The following is a 14,506-nucleotide window of genomic DNA, read 5'->3' on the forward strand; positions in this document are numbered from 1 at the left end:
AAAGGAGCCGAGAAATGACTGGCATTGTGCGTATCGACGACGAGGTGTTCGGCGTCGAGGAGTTCGTGCGGCTGCTCAAGCTGACCGGGCAGTTCGAGGGCCTGGTCGAGCAGATGGTGCGCGACAAGCTGACCGTGCACGCCGCGAAACGGCAGGGCCTGGTGGTCACGCCCGAGGAGATCCAGGAGCGCGCCGACCAGTTCCGCCGCGTGCAGGGCCTGCATCGCGCCGCCGACATGAACCACTACCTGGATGCGCTGAACGTCAGCCTGGACGAGTTCGAGGCCTTTATCACCGACAACCTGTATCAGGAGCGGATGATGGAGCAGGTCTGCAACGACGCCGCGGTGCAGGAGTACTTTGCGCTCAACTCGCCGCGCTTCGACAGCATCGAGGTCAGCCATATCGTGGTCGACAGCGAGGGCAAGGCCAAGGAGCTGATCTCATACCTGCAGGATGATCCGGAGGCCTTCGCCGAGATGGCGCGCGAGCATTCCATTGCCGACACGCGCGAGCGCGGCGGCGAGATCGGCAAGGTGCTGCGCGGCTCGCTCAAGACCGATATCGAGGCCAAGGTCTTCAATGCCGAGCCGGGCGACCTGCTGGGGCCGTTCCCCGCCGCTGACCGCTCCTTCTTCGAGGTGTTCCTGGTGCGCGACAAGCACCAGGCCACGCTCGACAGCGAGGTGGCGGTGGAAGTGCGGCGCCTGTTGCGCGAGAACTGGCTGATGGCCAGGGCGCAGGAACATGTCATCGAAGCCCGCTAGCGAGTCCGGCCAGGCCGGTGATCGCGCCGCCGCGGCTGCCCCGGACAAGCCGGAGGCAGGATCGGCGCTGGCCGCCTTCCTGGCCAGCGTCGAGATCCTGTCGGTGCTGACGCCGGAGGAGTTGGCACGCCTGGCGGAAGCCGCGCAGGTGCTGACCTTCGGTTTTGGCGACACTGTCTGCAATGCCGGCGAAGCGGCGCCGGGCTTGTTTGTCGTCAAGTCCGGCTCGGTGCGCGTGTTCAACGAGGAGCACGGCAAGGAAATCAGCATGGGCGTGCGCAAGACCGGCGAGGTCTTTGCCGATATCGCGCTGCTGCGCGACTACCGGCATGAGTCGTCGGTGCGCGCCTCCGGCAAGACCGAGCTGCTGATGATCCCGCGCAGCGTGGGCGAGCCCGTGGTGGCGGGCAACCCCGCCGCGCTGGCCTTTATCACCAGCTATGTCGCGATCAGTTCGGCCGGCGGCTTTGTCGCGCGGCTCTTCGACCTGCGCGGCAAGCTCGACAAGCAGGAGCTGGAAGACGCCGTGCGCAGCGTCGGCGTCAAGCGCGTGGCGGCCGGCAAGGAAATCCTGAAGCAGGACGGGCGCGAGGACCGGCGCCTGTACGTGGTGCGCCAGGGCACGGTGCGCATCGTGCGCAGCGAAGAGGGCAGCGAGTTCCCACTGGCCACGCTGGGGCAGGGCGATATCTTCGGCGAGCGCGCCTGCGTGATGCGGCAGGAGCAGCTGGCCTCGGCCATTGCCGAAACCGACGTGCGCCTGCTGGTGATCCCCGAGAAGACGGTGCAGCTGATCCTGGAGCGTAACCCGCGCCTGCGCGAGGTGCTGGAAGAGCGCATCCGCGTGCTGGACCGCGAGCTGCATCGGCAGAAGAAGCTGGCCGAACGGCGCAAGCGCCCGGTGCTGCTCGACCTGCATTCCAAACCGGAGCTGGGCGAGAAGCTGATCCGCCGCTTCGCGCTGGTGGAGCAGGCCGAGGAGATGGATTGCGGCGCGGCCTGCCTGGCGATGATCTGCCGGCACTACGGCATCCCGATGACGCTGGGCAAGCTGCGCGAGCTGGCCAACGTGACCACCCAGGGCGCCACGCTGGACAGCCTGGCACGAGCCGGCGAATCGCTCGGCTTCACCACGCGCGGGGTGCAGTGCACGCGGGATTCGCTGATGGGCTTCGAGCTGCCCTTTATCGTGCACTGGGAGGGCTACCACTACGTGGTTGTGTACGGGATCTCGTCGCGCTGGGTGTGGGTGGCCGACCCGGCCATTGGCTTCCGCAAGATGAGCGCGGAGGAGTTCGAGCGCGGCTGGAGCGGCACCTGCCTGCTGTTCACGCCGGGCGAGAGCATGACCCAGCTGTCGGTGTCGCGCTCGCCGTGGCTGCGTTTTATCGGCTACCTGGCGCCGTATAAGAAGATCCTGTCGCACCTGTTCCTGGCTACCTTCGTGATCCAGATGCTGGGGGTGGTGCCGCCGCTGATCATCCAGAACATCCTGGACGGCGTGGTGGTGCACCAGAACGTGGGGCTGCTGCACCTGCTGATCGCGGGGCTGATTATCTCCAGCGTGTTCTCGCAGCTGATGGCGACCATCCGCGCCTACCTGGCCAACTTCATGGTGCGCAGCATGGACTTCGCCATGATGTCGCAGTTCTTCAAGCACACGCTATCGCTGCCGCTGTCGTTCTTTGCCAAGCGCAAGACCGGGGACATCTTCGCGCGCTTCCAGGAGAACCAGACCATCCGCGCCTTCCTGACCGAGTCGACGGTGACCACGGCGCTGAACCTGCTGATGGTGTTTATCTACTTCACCATCATGTTCCTCTACAACGTCAAGCTGACGCTGCTGCTGATCGCCTTCGTGATCCCGATCGCGGCGCTGACGGTGGTGGTGACGCCCAAGGTCAAGACCTATGCGCGCGAGGTGTTCGCGGCATCGACCGATGCCAAGGCCTACCTGATGGAAACGCTGGGCGGCGCCGAGACCGTCAAGGGCATGGGCATCGAGCGCCCGGTGCGGCTGCGCTGGGAGCGCAAGTACGCCAAGGCCCTGGACGCGCAATACCGGGCGCAGGCCTTCCATATCCTGGTGGGGCTGGTGAGCCAGCTGCTCAACGCCGCCACCACCATCGCGGTGCTGTGGGTGGGCGCGACGCTGGTGCTGGAGCGCGAGCTCACCATCGGCCAGCTGATCGCCTTCAATGCCTTCATGGGCAGCGTGCTGGCGCCGCTGATGGGGCTGGTGGCCTTGTGGGGCCAGCTCAACGACGCCGGCGTGGCGATGGAGCGGCTGGGCGACGTGCTCGACCTGGAGCCCGAGCAGAAGCCGCAGGACGTGCTGTCGCGCGTGATGCTGCCCGACCTGCAGGGCGAGATCGTGATGAAGGACCTGTACTTCCGCTACGGCGGCGAAGACACGCCCTACGTGCTGGAGAACATCAGCTTCGCCATCCGGCCGGGCGAGATGGTGGCCATCGTCGGGCGCAGCGGCTCCGGCAAGACCACGCTGGCCAAGCTGCTGGTGGGCTTCTACAAGCCTACCGAGGGCTCGATGACGGTGGACGGCTACGACCTGAACGTGATCGACGCGGCGTTCTACCGCGCTCAGGTGGGCTACGTGATGCAGTCCAACCTGCTGTTCTCGGGCACCATTGCCGAGAACATCGCCTGCGGCGACGACAGCCCGGACCGGCGCCGCATCGAGGAGGTGGCGCGCATGGCCGATGCCCACGCCTTTATCAGCAAGCTGCCGCTGGGCTACGAGCAGGTGGTGGGCGAGCGCGGCATCGGGCTTTCCGGCGGGCAGATCCAGCGCCTGTGCATCGCCCGCGCGCTGTACCACGACCCGCGCCTGCTGGTGTTCGACGAGGCCACCTCGGCGCTCGACACGCAGTCAGAGAGCAACATCCTGGCCAATATGCAGGAGATCCTGCGCGGGCGCACCGCGGTCATCATCGCGCACCGGCTCAGCACCATCATGCAGGCCGACAAGATCCTGGTGCTGTATGAAGGCGCCATCGTCGAGCAGGGCCGGCACGAGGAGCTGATCGAGCGCAAGGGCATGTATTTCCAACTGGTGCAGAAGCAACTGAGTGCCGCATGAAGCTATATAACCAGGGTGCCACCCCCGCCTCGGCCACCTCGCCGGTGTCGTTTGCCGGCCTGATCGAGAAGATCGAGATCCTGCGCTCCACGCTGCGCTGGTCGTCGCGGCTTGACCGGCCCGAGATCGAGAAGCTGCTCAAGCAGGCCACCACGCTGCGCGACGAGGTGATGGGGCTGTCGCACAAGGAGCGCTTCGTGCAGGCGGCATCGGCCGAGGCCGCCGCGCCTCAGGAAGAAGTCGAGCGCATGCCGCGCGAGCGCCGGCAGGCGCTGGTGGAGCGCAGCTTTATTTTCGAAGGGACCTTCGGCGACAACCCCAAGTTGCTGGAAGCGCTGGAGATTGCCGAGAAGGCGGCGCCGACCGACCTGCCGGTGCTGATCGATGGCGAGAGCGGCACCGGCAAGGAGCTGATGGCCAAGGTGATCCATGCCAATGGCTCCCGCACCGACAAGCCGTTTATCTCGGTCAACTGCGGCGCGATTCCCGACAGCCTGCTTGAATCCGAGCTGTTCGGCCACAAGAAGGGCGCCTTCACCGGCGCCAGCAACGACCGGCGCGGCAAGTTCGAGAGCGCGCATACCGGCACCATCTTCCTGGACGAGATCGGCGAGCTGCCGCTGACCGGGCAGGTCAAGCTGCTGCGCGTGCTGGAGGCGCACGAGATCCAGCGCGTGGGTTCGGACGAGGCGATTTCGGTCGATACGCGCATCGTCGCGGCCACCAACAAGGACCTGCGCCGCATGAGCCAGGCCGGCACCTTCCGCGAGGACCTGTTCTACCGCCTGAGCGTGATCCACGTCAGCCTGCCGCCGCTGCGCGAGCGGCGCGACGAGATCCCGCTGCTGGTGTCGTACTTCAGTGACGAGGCCGCAGGCATGCTCAAGCGCCGGCCGCTCAAGCTGACGCCGCGGCTGCGCGACTTCCTGCTGCACTACGACTACCCGGGCAATATCCGCGAGCTGCGCAACCTGCTGTACCGGTTGAGCTGCCTGGCCGGCGACACCGCCGACCTGGCCCACCTGCCGCAGGACATCCGGCCCAGGCCGGCCGCGCTGGCGGTGGTCGGCGCGGGCACGGCAGCCGCGGACATCACCATGGCGACGTCGCTGAGCGAGGCCAAGCGCGCCGCCAGCGACGAGGCCGAGCGGGCCTTCCTCGAACGGGGCTTGCAGGAAGTCGGCGGCACCGTCGCCGAACTGGCGCGGCGCTTCGACATGAACCGCTCGCACCTGCAGATGCTGCTGAAGAAGCACGGCATCCACTCGAAAGATTTCCGCGCCAACCGGCAGGCCGACGGCGGCAAGGGGTAGCAAGGGGCAGGGGGCCGAGGCTGCCGGCGGTCGTGCCTTCAGGCGTCCAGCTCGGGATTGACCAGCGTCTTGTCAGAGCCGTAGGGGTCCGCCGCACGCAGCACCACCACCGACACGTTGTCGCGGCCGCCGGCATCAAGCGCCATCTGCACCAGCGTCGGCGCGGCCTGCGCAACGTCCTGCTGCGCCAGCACCGCCGCGATGTCGTCATCGTCGACCTCGTTGCTCAGGCCATCGCTGCACAGCAGGTAGACGTCGCCATCGGCCACCTCGGTCAGCAGCTGCTCCGGCGCCAGCGTCGGGGCCGCGCCGACGGCGCGTGTGATGGTGTTCTGCGCGGGATGGTGGCGCGCTTCTTCCGGGGTGATCAGCCCGCGCGCCAGCAGGCGCTCGACCTGGTTGTGGTCGCGCGTGAGGCGCGCGAACTGGCCGCCGCGCAGCCGGTACAGGCGGCTGTCGCCGGCCCACACGCAGGCGCAACGGCGATCGCCCGCCAGCATCACCACCACCGTGCTGCCGATGCAGCGCACGCCCAGGCGCGCCGCTTCATCGACCAGCGCCAGATTCACGCCCTGCAGCGCCGCGCGCGTGGCGTCGACCCGGTCTTCCAGCCGGGGCTGCGGCGGCAGCGTGGCCAGCGCCTGGACCACCGCCTGGCTGGCGAAGTCCCCCACGGCATGGCCGCCCATGCCGTCGGCTACCGCCCACAGGTCCTGGCCGGGCAGGTCCAGGCAAGCATCCTCGTTGCGTTCGCGCACGCGCCCGACGTCCGTGCATGCGGCCGAGGTCCACTGGAAGTGCGAGTCGAAACCCAATCTTGTCTCCGGTCCGCGTGAAGCCCCGGACCCGCCGGGGCACTACCACGGCGGCGCTGGCGCTCAGATCAGCATCAGATCAGCCGGCCGTCGTTCCTCGCGCCCTGGTCGCCCTGGACATTGATGTTGGCGTTTGGCGCGTTGTTGCGGATATCGATGTTCTGGAACTGGTTGTTCATCTGATCAGCATAGAAGCTGTAGTTGATCTCGTAAAAGTTGATCACCGTCCCGAGCGGCAGCGGAGACGAGGGCACGAACGGGCGGATCGTTGATCGCAAGGGTGGCCATGATCGGTCTCCGGTGGATGTGGCGTGGCGCCGGGGGGCGGTACCGGTATTTAGCAAGGCGCCTGCCACAGCATGGGTGTGGCAGGCGGGCGACTGGAAACCCAAGGCCGGCGCGGGCTGCAGGGCGGAGTGGCGACAACGGGGCCCACCCCGGCGGGCCTGCCACGTTGGCCTGGACCCGACACCCGGCCAGCCAGTGTCGGGATGCGCCCACCACAGCGTACGCATCGCGCGATCGCTGCCGCCAGCCCGTCCAGGCCCCGCGGCGCACGGCGAATGGTGGCTGCCAGCCAACAGAGTTGCCGCCACGCGGTTGGCTGCCATCCGACAGTCCATCCCCTCCAAAACCCCCGGATTCCCGCCAAACCGTTGTCCTGCCGTGCCTCCCTGGTATTGGCATGGTTGATGCTGTTGGTCTGGCATGAAGCAGCAATGCCTGCAGCAACCAGACAGACCGAGGCCAGCCATGAACATCCAGGAACAACAAGAACGCGCTACCGGCAGCGACGATCGTTTCGCCGACCCGCTGCCGCTCGGCGCGCACCTGGTCACGAAGCGCCACGGCTACGCCCATCATGGGATCTATGCCGGCGCCGGCCGCGTCATCCACTACGCCGGTTTCGCCCGCTCCCTGCAAGCCGCGCCTGTTGAAGAAACTACCCTCGAAGCCTTCGCCGCCGGATTCGGCATCGCCGTCAGGCCGGAACCCTGCGCCCGCTTCGCCGGCCGTCAGGCCGTCGAACGCGCCCGTTCCCGCGTTGGCGAAAACGCCTACCACTTGCTGACCAACAACTGTGAGCATTTCTGCTCCTGGTGCCTGTCCGGCGAAAGTCGCAGCGAGCAGGTGGAAACATGCATGCGCCGCCCGAGCGCCGCGCTGCACATCGGCTGGCTGCTGCTGGGCGCGCTGCTGCAAGCCCAACTGGGCGGCCTGAACCTGGGCCTGGGCCTCGCCTGAACCGCGCGGCCATCACCGAATCAAGGAGCCTGCCATGTCCGGACTGATCGACTGGGAACTGCGCTGCAACCTGCGCGGACAAGCCTGCCACCGCAGCTGCGCCACTGCCGCCGCCAACTGCGCCCGCGGCCACCACCGGCCGGGGCGCCGCGCCCTGCGCCATGCCGGCCGGCCGACGCGCCTGCCGTCGTCCGGCCGCCTTGCCGGGCGAGGCCGCCGGGACGGGTCCGCCACTGCCGGCGAGCCGGGCCGGTGCGGATTTTGATATACTCCGGGCCGTCTCCAGGATCACCGCGCCCGCGGTTCCCGATCCTGACAGTCCTGTCCCTCGCCGTAGTTCAATGGATAGAACGAGCGCCTCCTAAGCGCTAGATACAGGTTCGATTCCTGTCGGCGGGACCACAGTTAAGTTCACAGCAGTTCTCTGAAGTTCTCTCTCCCCAAGTAAAACAAGGCTTCGCGCCGAATCGACGTTCGCCAAAGTTCGTCATGGCCCGTTGGCATCCGTCACTTTTTGGGGCATCCTTAGGGGCATCTTCGAATGCCCCTATTTTCGGTGCCCCTAAGCGATGCCCCGCACGGTCGAGCCATTAACGGATACTAAAATCCGCAACGCCAAGCCGCGCCGGTGCCCCTCCTCCTCACCGAGTAACTTGGTGTATGGTTCGACCATCCGGGACAGGGGCACCGGGGAGTACTTCGGGTGGGCAGGCCGTTCATATACGTTGAGCTGCGAGCTCGTGTTAGTAGTTAGCCGCCCCTGCGACCCGCCCGGTTGCGCTGCGAGCGCGAATCCGTAGTTGTCGTGCTGTCCCACCGGCTCCCATTTGCGATGTTTCCCATGGGAGACGCCAATGTGAGTGATAGGACTGGATGTATCGCGATCGGTGGCCGAGATCGCCTATCTGGAGAATGGCCTGCTGCGCGCCGGCGGGCGCGTCGGACTGCGACGCGACGAGCTCGAACGCTTTGCCGCCAAGCTAAAGCCCGATGACCACGTAGTACTCGAGGCGACCGGCAATACGATCGCCATTGCGAAAGTGCTGACTAGTCACGTCGGCAGAGTGATCGTCGCCAACCCGCTGCAAGTCCGTCTGATTGCGGAAGCCCGCGTGAAGACGGATAAGATCGATGCGTCGATCCTGGCGCAACTCTATGCGAGCGGCTTCCTGCCTGAGGTCTGGATTCCCGACGAGGCCACGCAAGCGATGCGGCGGCAGGTGTCGCGCCGCGCTCAAATCGTGCGGCAGCGGACGCGGCTCAAGAATGAGATTCACGCTGTCCTGGCCGCGCATCTCATCGAGCGGTGTCCCGCGACAGACCTGTTTGGCAAGAAAGGGCGGGCCTGGCTGAGCCTCCAGCCGCTACCCACGGACGAACGCATCGGGATCGACCAGCGGTTGCATGAGCTGGACCGGCTGGCAGAGAATCTGCAGGAGATTGAGCGCGTGCTGGCCCAATCTGCTATTCAGGACGACAGGCTGCGCAAGCTCCTGACCATCACTGGCATCAACACCACGGTGGCGATCGGGTTGCTCTCCGCCATCGGCGATGTTGCCCGCTTTCGCTCGCCGGAGAAATTGGTCAGCTACTTTGGCCTCAATCCGTCGGTCTACCAATCCGGCTTGCAACCAGCAAAACACGGACACATCAGCAAGCGCGGACGTTCCTATGCGCGTGCCATGCTGGTCGAGGCTGCCTGGGCCGCAGCGCAAACGGCCGGGCCCGTCCGAGCCTTCTTCCTACGTGTCCGGGAGCGTCGCGGTCAACAGATCGCGGCTGTTGCCACGGCGCGCAAGCTAGCAATAATCGTCTGGCGCGTCCTCACGCATAACGAAGCCTTCGCCTGGGATCGCCCAGCGCTGACTGCGCGAAAGACCCGTGAGTTGGAACTGCAGGCAGGCATGCCTGCTGCGCGTCGCGGTAGCCGCAAGGGCTCTGTCGCCGCCTACAACCTGAAGTCCGTCCGGGATCTGGAGCGTGCAGTCGGCGAGCAAGCCGAGCAGGCTTACCAACGCCTGTTCTCGCGCTGGAAGCAAGCACGACCGCAAGGTGCGGTTCGCGCTCCCTGGCCACCGATACGAACGCCATGAACGCCGGAGATTGCCGCGGGGGCTTGTCAACTTCATCCGTAGTGTAGATCACACGCCGGATCTCGGGCGGGAACACGAAGAATGGCGTGACGTGCTCCCAGGCGCGTCGCCACGACTGCGCGATCATCGGCAGCTTTTCGCCCCACGGGCCGTCGGCAGAAATCCTGCAGCGCCTGCTCGGCCTCCTGCTCGCTGGCCGCGCTGTAGATTGGTCGCAGCGCCTGCGCCAGCGCCTTGCGGTCCTTGTAGTTGGCGTAGTCCAGGCTGTTGCGGGTCAAATGCACGATGCAGGTTTGCACCGTCGTGCGGGGATAGGCCGTCGCAACGGCCTCAGCCAGGCCCTTAAGGCCATCGACCACGGCAATTAGGATATCCTGACAGCAGCGGTTCTTGAGCCCATTGAAGACCTTGAGCCAGAACTTGGCGCCTTCGGTCTGCTCGACCCACAGGCCCAGCACATCGCGTTGACCGTCTGCCTGGATTCCCAATGCCAGGTACACGGCCTTATTGCTGACCACGCCGTCGGTGCGGATTTTGACCCGTAACGCATCAAAGAACACGACCGGGTACATGGCTTCGAGCGGGCGGCTCTGCCACGCGATTGCCTCGGCCATAACTTCATCGGTGACCGAGCTGATGAAGTCCGGGGAGACTTCGGTTCCGTAGCTCTCGGCCAGGAACGCCTGAATCTCGCGCACGCTCATGCCGCGCGCGTACATGGCAATAATGCGCTCGTCGAATCCGGTAAAGCGCCGCTCATGCTTCGGGATCAGGACCGGCTCAAAGCTGCCATCGCGGTCGCGTGGCAATTCGACCCGCACCGGGCCGCGCTCGGTGATCACGGTCTTGCCGGTGAGACCGTTGCGTGCATTGGATTGCTCGGCCGGCTTGGGCTCGCCTGGCTTATAGCCTAGGTGCATGCTCATCTCGGCGCCCATCGCCCGCTCGATGATGGCCTTGTTGAAGGCCAGCATCAAATCCTGGACCTCGCTGGGCGTCATTGGCCCTTTAACCAGTTCGTCGAGCAAGCCCTCAGGCAAAGCCGGCAGCGGCCCGCGGGCCGCTGCCTGAGACGCCACCGTACGTTTCTTCTTCATCGGCATATCCATGGTCATTCCCTCTCATGATATGCCTCGTACACAAAATTCCGGATCGGTCCTCGCAGCCGGCTGGACTGTCAATGGCTGGCGCAAGGACGCTCAGATCGATCGAATGAAGACGGCCAACGCTCAGTCCGATCTGGTCAGCGCCAACAAGGCGATCGAGGACATCGGCAAAGCCAGCGACGCCATCCGCGCCAAGGCTGACGAGTTTAACGTCACCCAGACCACCCTCGGCGCTAAGGTCGATGCCGCCGTGAAGGAATTTCGAAATGCGAAGCAGCCTCTGCCTACTGACTGCCGCCCTGACGATTTCAGGGTGCGCAAGCTGTCCGACGCCGTCGACGCTGCCAAACAGGCCGCCGCCGCTCGATAGCGCGCTGGCCACACCGTGCCAGATCCCGGACGCGCCGGCCGCCGCTGATTATGACGCCTGGCAGGAATGGATGATGCGGGACGCATTGGGCGCGCTGGGGAAGTGCGCGGCTAAGCATGTGAAAACGGTTGAGGTGTGGCCGCGTTAGCTACATCCGTTCCAAGATATTGAGGGACAGACTCGATTGGCGGACGCTTTCAAACGAATCTACTACAGTCGTGTCACTGCTCTCCCGCATAGACTCGCGCTCAGGTGTGGATGAGCCCGCGACATTAGCCGCGAGGCGTTCTTTTCAGAATCAGCTTGCTCATGACATAAGTCAACGGCATCATTGCCGCCGTAACCATAAGCGGCGCAAACGATACGTTGACTCCAGCGAATTCGACTAATCCATGCAGCAGCAAGGCCGAAGCGCAGTACTGAAAAACGTAGACCATTGGATACGAAAGAAACTTTACCCAGGAAAAGGCCACTTTGAAGACCAGGCGCGAGTTAAACCAATACGAAAAAACAACACCGATCACATAGGCGGCAAGATATGCAGACTGATATCCAACCACGAGCTTGAAGGCGAGGTACAGCGCGTAGGTCACGAAAGTGTTTATCCCACCTCCGAGTAGGTATCGCCCCCACCGCTGTACGCTGCTTCCGGAAAAAATTGTAGTCAAAGCCCGTTTTTTTGTTTAGTTATTTCGACAAATTCCGCGTAATTGCGAATATAGTCATCGGCATCGTATTCGTCCGACGCAAACACCAAAAGCATTGCATCGCTCGAATACTTATACTGGATGCCCCAGGTCAGTGGTGGCAGATACAGACCCGTCTCTGGTGATTCGAGTGCGATCTCGCACCGGACCTTGCCATCGTCAACGACCACTGAACATTTTCCTCTAACGCAAATCAGGAACTGATGACATTTGTGATGAGCGTGCTCGCCCCGGGTTTCTTCGCTCGGTACATTGAATACCAGGAAATAACGCTTGGGGTCGAACGGGATGTCTCGAGGAAATTCCCCAACGGAGAGATCACCTCTCATATCATTAACGCGCTTGAGACGATGAAGTGTCACCCCGCCTACGCCGACATGTGCTCGAGCGTCTAGCAGCTGCTCAGGCGCCCTCACAGACGTACTTTTGACCGCGCCACCGGGCGAGGCCGCGTTTTCAACGTACCCGACAATACGGGCCGGATTGCCCGTGACGATTGCATAGGGAGGCACAGATCGCGTGACCACTGCCCCGGCGCCGATCATCGCGCCTTGACCAATCACAATTCCCGGAAGCAGCACGGCAGCGGCGCCGATCGAGGCGCCATCTTCCACGACAGTCTGGAGGAAAGCTTCTGGGTAAGCCTTCGACCGCGGAAATTTGTCGTTGCTAAACGTAACATTGGGGCCCACAAATACATCATTGCCCAGACGGATGCCGTCCCATACGTAAACCCCACACTTGATGGTTACGCGGTCTCCGATAACAACATCGTTCTCGACAAAGCATTGCGCATTAATGTTGACGTCACTGCCGATGCGCGCGCGCGGGAGGACCGTTACGGATTGCCAAATAGTCGTGCCTGCCCCGATGTCATTCGATTGCACATCGGCAGAGCCATGAACTGTGAAATTACTCGGCATAGGATTGAATTGAATTTTTCTGTCGAACGGAAATAACCGCCAATGGTCGCTTTTTGCTGTTTTCGTAAGCGCGCCACGCATACGTTCCCACCAGCCCAAGCCCGAATAAATTGAGAGTTCCGAAGAACATGATCACTATCATGACGGTCGCATAACCGGGAACATCGATGCTATTCGACAGGCGACCGACCAGCACGATTCCGCCAAGAATACTGGACAGCATGAAGCCTGCGATGCCAATCTTGGTCAGCAATCGGATAGGGTAATCGGTGAACGCGAAGATACTGTCCATCATGTAGTCCACCTTTTTTCGGAAAGTCCATGCGGTCTTCCCTTCCTGGCGGACTCGTCGCCCGTAGCTTACGATCTTGCGGCGAAAACCTAGCCAGAAAATCAGTGCAATCAGCGACGATCTCGACTCCTCGAGTTGAAGCAACTGGTCGCGGAACACCCGATTGCAGCCAAAAACGTCGACGCCGCCTGCTGGCATTTCAGGAACCACCAGCCGCCGGTATAACCACCAGAACATGCCGGATGCCATACGGGAGAAGTAAGGGTCGCTTCGACTTGCTCGTGTGCCAATGGCGACATCGCACTCATCGCCATCTAGTGACCGGAAAAACTCGACAAGCAGTTCCGGCGGCTCCTGCAAATCTGCCGCCATGACGCCAAAAAAATCTCCCCTGGCAGCAGCCAACCCCGTCCGGATCGCCGGAAAGGAACCGAAATTTCGTGAATGCGCCAACAATTGTGCCGGCACATCCATGGTCCTGAGCGCTGCGCGCAATAGCGCAAACGACTGGTCTGGGCTACCGTCGACAACGAATACGACTTCCAACTCGCCGTCCAGTTGGCGATTCATATCCGTCAACGTTTGCAACAGACGGGGAATAGACGATTCGTTCTTGTAAACAGGGATGATGACCGAGAATTTCATGGTCGCCACCTATTGACTGCGGAGATGACGCTATCGACCTCTGCGTCGGTCATTTCGGGATAACAGGGCAAGGTCAGAATTTCACCTGCCAAGCGCTCAGTGTTTGCGAGTCGAATGTTTGCAAAACGCTCTCCGAAAACCGGTTGCCGATAGTCAGGGATGGGATAGTGCACGTCGGAGCCGATCTCCAAATCATGCAAATGCGTGCGCAGGGCATCCCGATGCGCGCTGCGCACGACGTAGAGGTGCGCCACGTATGCCTCTCCCACCGCCTGCGGTGTCAGAACTTTGTCGTGAGCAATTCTCGCGGTATAGCGTGCAGCAATTTCACGCCTGCGAGCATTCGCAGCATCAAGATACGGCAGGAAAGTCGAGAGGACAGCCGCTTGCAGTTCATCGAGACGGCTGTTGCGCGATCCGGCCACTTCGACTTGATATTTCGACGACCAGCCATATTGACGAAGTCGGGCGACTCGCTCGGCTGTCTCCGCATGCTTCGTCACAACTGCGCCGCCATCGCCAATTGCACCAAGGTTCTTGGTGGGATAGAAGCTGAAAGTGGCTGCATCCCCAAACCCGCCCACGCATGTCCCGTCGATACGGGCACCGTGAGCTTGGGCACAATCCTCAATGAGCAGTACCCCCCGGTCGGCACAAAGCTGTGCAATTGCAGCAATGTCAGGCACGGCCCGACCGTAAAGATGCGTAACCACCACCGCTTTGATTCCGGCAAGAATGGCTCGCTCGACTTCCTGGAACGTGACACCATGCGAATCAGTATCGACGTCAAGGAAGAAAGGCTCGGCTCCAACAATCTCGATGGCCGTTGCCGTATACATTCCCGCATTGGCCGCAGTCGCGACGCGGTCACCACGAGTAACGCCAAGTGCTTTCAGCGCCAATTCAATAGCATCCGTGCCATTGGCCACGCCCAGGCAGTAGTCAACGCCGACATACTCGGCAAATTCGTGTTCGAATTGCCTCGATGCCGGGCCCAGGACAAACCACCCGCTGGAAAGTACCCTATTGATCGCCTCGGCTAGCTGTGGGTTCCGGGAAATTCGCGCCGAAAGGCTGTTTATCTGTATCAACATTGCTCTCCGCAAACAATGGCTGGACGCCAGGTTAAC

13 protein-coding genes, 1 tRNA gene and 1 pseudogene are annotated in these 14,506 nt (G+C 63.0%); 8 read left to right on the forward strand and 7 right to left on the reverse strand.

Annotated elements, in window-relative coordinates:
- Nucleotides 1–14 precede the first annotated feature (14 nt).
- Genes C265_RS05270 through C265_RS05280 form a run of 3 tightly spaced genes read left to right on the forward strand, consistent with a single transcriptional unit; the run spans nucleotide 15 to nucleotide 5,180 of the window.
- Nucleotides 15–767 (forward strand): peptidylprolyl isomerase, encoded by a 753-nt coding sequence (locus tag C265_RS05270; RefSeq protein ID WP_010813596.1) that lies wholly within the window; start codon nucleotides 15–17, stop codon nucleotides 765–767.
- Nucleotides 748–3,867, forward strand: coding sequence for a peptidase domain-containing ABC transporter (locus tag C265_RS05275; protein ID WP_010813595.1), 3,120 nt, complete (start codon nucleotides 748–750; stop codon nucleotides 3,865–3,867). Before C265_RS05270 ends, C265_RS05275 begins: the two co-directional genes overlap by 20 nt.
- Nucleotides 3,864–5,180 (forward strand): sigma-54-dependent Fis family transcriptional regulator, encoded by a 1,317-nt coding sequence (locus tag C265_RS05280; RefSeq protein WP_010813594.1) that lies wholly within the window; start codon nucleotides 3,864–3,866, stop codon nucleotides 5,178–5,180. Before C265_RS05275 ends, C265_RS05280 begins: the two co-directional genes overlap by 4 nt.
- A gap of 38 nt (nucleotides 5,181–5,218) precedes the next feature.
- Here C265_RS05280 and C265_RS05285 read toward each other — a convergent pair whose 3' ends face one another.
- On the reverse strand, nucleotides 5,219–5,995 hold the full coding sequence (locus C265_RS05285) for a PP2C family serine/threonine-protein phosphatase (RefSeq protein ID WP_010813593.1): 777 nt from the start codon (nucleotides 5,993–5,995) through the stop codon (nucleotides 5,219–5,221).
- Nucleotides 5,996–6,069: 74 nt separating this feature from the next.
- A complete protein-coding gene (locus C265_RS05290) occupies nucleotides 6,070–6,249 on the reverse strand; it encodes a hypothetical protein (protein ID WP_234788091.1) in 180 nt (59 codons plus the stop codon).
- Between the two features lie 499 nt (nucleotides 6,250–6,748).
- Here C265_RS05290 and C265_RS05295 point away from each other — a divergent pair, with 499 nt between their 5' ends.
- From C265_RS05295 to C265_RS05310, 4 genes are all read left to right on the forward strand, one after another.
- A complete protein-coding gene (locus C265_RS05295; RefSeq protein WP_010813591.1) occupies nucleotides 6,749–7,240 on the forward strand; it encodes a lecithin retinol acyltransferase family protein in 492 nt (163 codons plus the stop codon).
- 34 nt (nucleotides 7,241–7,274) lie between these two features.
- Nucleotides 7,275–7,505: a hypothetical protein gene (locus tag C265_RS05300; protein ID WP_010813590.1), complete on the forward strand. Its 231-nt coding sequence runs from the start codon at nucleotides 7,275–7,277 to the stop codon at nucleotides 7,503–7,505.
- Between the two features lie 62 nt (nucleotides 7,506–7,567).
- Nucleotides 7,568–7,642 (forward strand) — tRNA-Arg (locus C265_RS05305).
- A 467-nt stretch (nucleotides 7,643–8,109) separates the two neighbouring features.
- Entirely contained in the window at nucleotides 8,110–9,333 is a 1,224-nt protein-coding gene (locus C265_RS05310; protein ID WP_144062241.1) for an IS110 family transposase, read from the forward strand.
- Between the two features lie 25 nt (nucleotides 9,334–9,358).
- On the opposite strand, the pseudogene C265_RS05315 reads toward C265_RS05310, so the two are convergent.
- A pseudogene (locus C265_RS05315) lies at nucleotides 9,359–10,436 on the reverse strand (IS256 family transposase); the annotation flags it as partial.
- Between the two features lie 109 nt (nucleotides 10,437–10,545).
- On the opposite strand from C265_RS05315, the gene C265_RS05320 reads away from it, so the two are divergent.
- Nucleotides 10,546–10,809 (forward strand): hypothetical protein, encoded by a 264-nt coding sequence (locus C265_RS05320; protein WP_010813587.1) that lies wholly within the window; start codon nucleotides 10,546–10,548, stop codon nucleotides 10,807–10,809.
- Nucleotides 10,810–11,081: 272 nt separating this feature from the next.
- Here C265_RS05320 and C265_RS05325 read toward each other — a convergent pair whose 3' ends face one another.
- Genes C265_RS05325 through C265_RS31225 form a run of 4 tightly spaced genes read right to left on the reverse strand, consistent with a single transcriptional unit; the run spans nucleotide 11,082 to nucleotide 14,470 of the window.
- Nucleotides 11,082–11,477, reverse strand: a complete 396-nt coding sequence (locus C265_RS05325) for a GtrA family protein (protein ID WP_256375516.1) — start codon at nucleotides 11,475–11,477, stop codon at nucleotides 11,082–11,084.
- Nucleotides 11,474–12,439, reverse strand: coding sequence for a WxcM-like domain-containing protein (locus C265_RS05330; protein WP_037023609.1), 966 nt, complete (start codon nucleotides 12,437–12,439; stop codon nucleotides 11,474–11,476). The genes C265_RS05325 and C265_RS05330 overlap by 4 nt, the downstream gene beginning before the upstream one ends.
- A complete protein-coding gene (locus tag C265_RS05335; RefSeq protein WP_037023611.1) occupies nucleotides 12,429–13,376 on the reverse strand; it encodes a glycosyltransferase family 2 protein in 948 nt (315 codons plus the stop codon). Before C265_RS05335 ends, C265_RS05330 begins: the two co-directional genes overlap by 11 nt.
- Nucleotides 13,373–14,470, reverse strand: coding sequence for a DegT/DnrJ/EryC1/StrS aminotransferase family protein (locus tag C265_RS31225; protein WP_010813582.1), 1,098 nt, complete (start codon nucleotides 14,468–14,470; stop codon nucleotides 13,373–13,375). Before C265_RS31225 ends, C265_RS05335 begins: the two co-directional genes overlap by 4 nt.
- Between the last annotated feature and the right edge of the window lie 36 nt (nucleotides 14,471–14,506).

Source organism: Cupriavidus sp. GA3-3 (genome assembly GCF_000389805.1).
Taxonomy (GTDB): domain Bacteria; phylum Pseudomonadota; class Gammaproteobacteria; order Burkholderiales; family Burkholderiaceae; genus Cupriavidus; species Cupriavidus necator_D.

Bases quoted from the DNA above. Each gene is read 5' to 3' on its own strand.
- C265_RS05270 (WP_010813596.1), top strand. From the start codon at position 15: ATGACTGGCATTGTGCGTATCGACGACGAGGTGTTCGGCGTCGAGGAG.
- C265_RS05275 (WP_010813595.1), top strand. From the start codon at position 748: ATGTCATCGAAGCCCGCTAGCGAGTCCGGCCAGGCCGGTGATCGCGCC.
- C265_RS05280 (WP_010813594.1), top strand. From the start codon at position 3,864: ATGAAGCTATATAACCAGGGTGCCACCCCCGCCTCGGCCACCTCGCCG.
- C265_RS05295 (WP_010813591.1), top strand. From the start codon at position 6,749: ATGAACATCCAGGAACAACAAGAACGCGCTACCGGCAGCGACGATCGT.
- C265_RS05300 (WP_010813590.1), top strand. From the start codon at position 7,275: ATGTCCGGACTGATCGACTGGGAACTGCGCTGCAACCTGCGCGGACAA.
- C265_RS05320 (WP_010813587.1), top strand. From the start codon at position 10,546: ATGAAGACGGCCAACGCTCAGTCCGATCTGGTCAGCGCCAACAAGGCG.
- C265_RS05330 (WP_037023609.1), bottom strand. From the start codon at position 12,439: ATGCCGAGTAATTTCACAGTTCATGGCTCTGCCGATGTGCAATCGAAT.
- C265_RS05335 (WP_037023611.1), bottom strand. From the start codon at position 13,376: ATGAAATTCTCGGTCATCATCCCTGTTTACAAGAACGAATCGTCTATT.
- C265_RS31225 (WP_010813582.1), bottom strand. From the start codon at position 14,470: ATGTTGATACAGATAAACAGCCTTTCGGCGCGAATTTCCCGGAACCCA.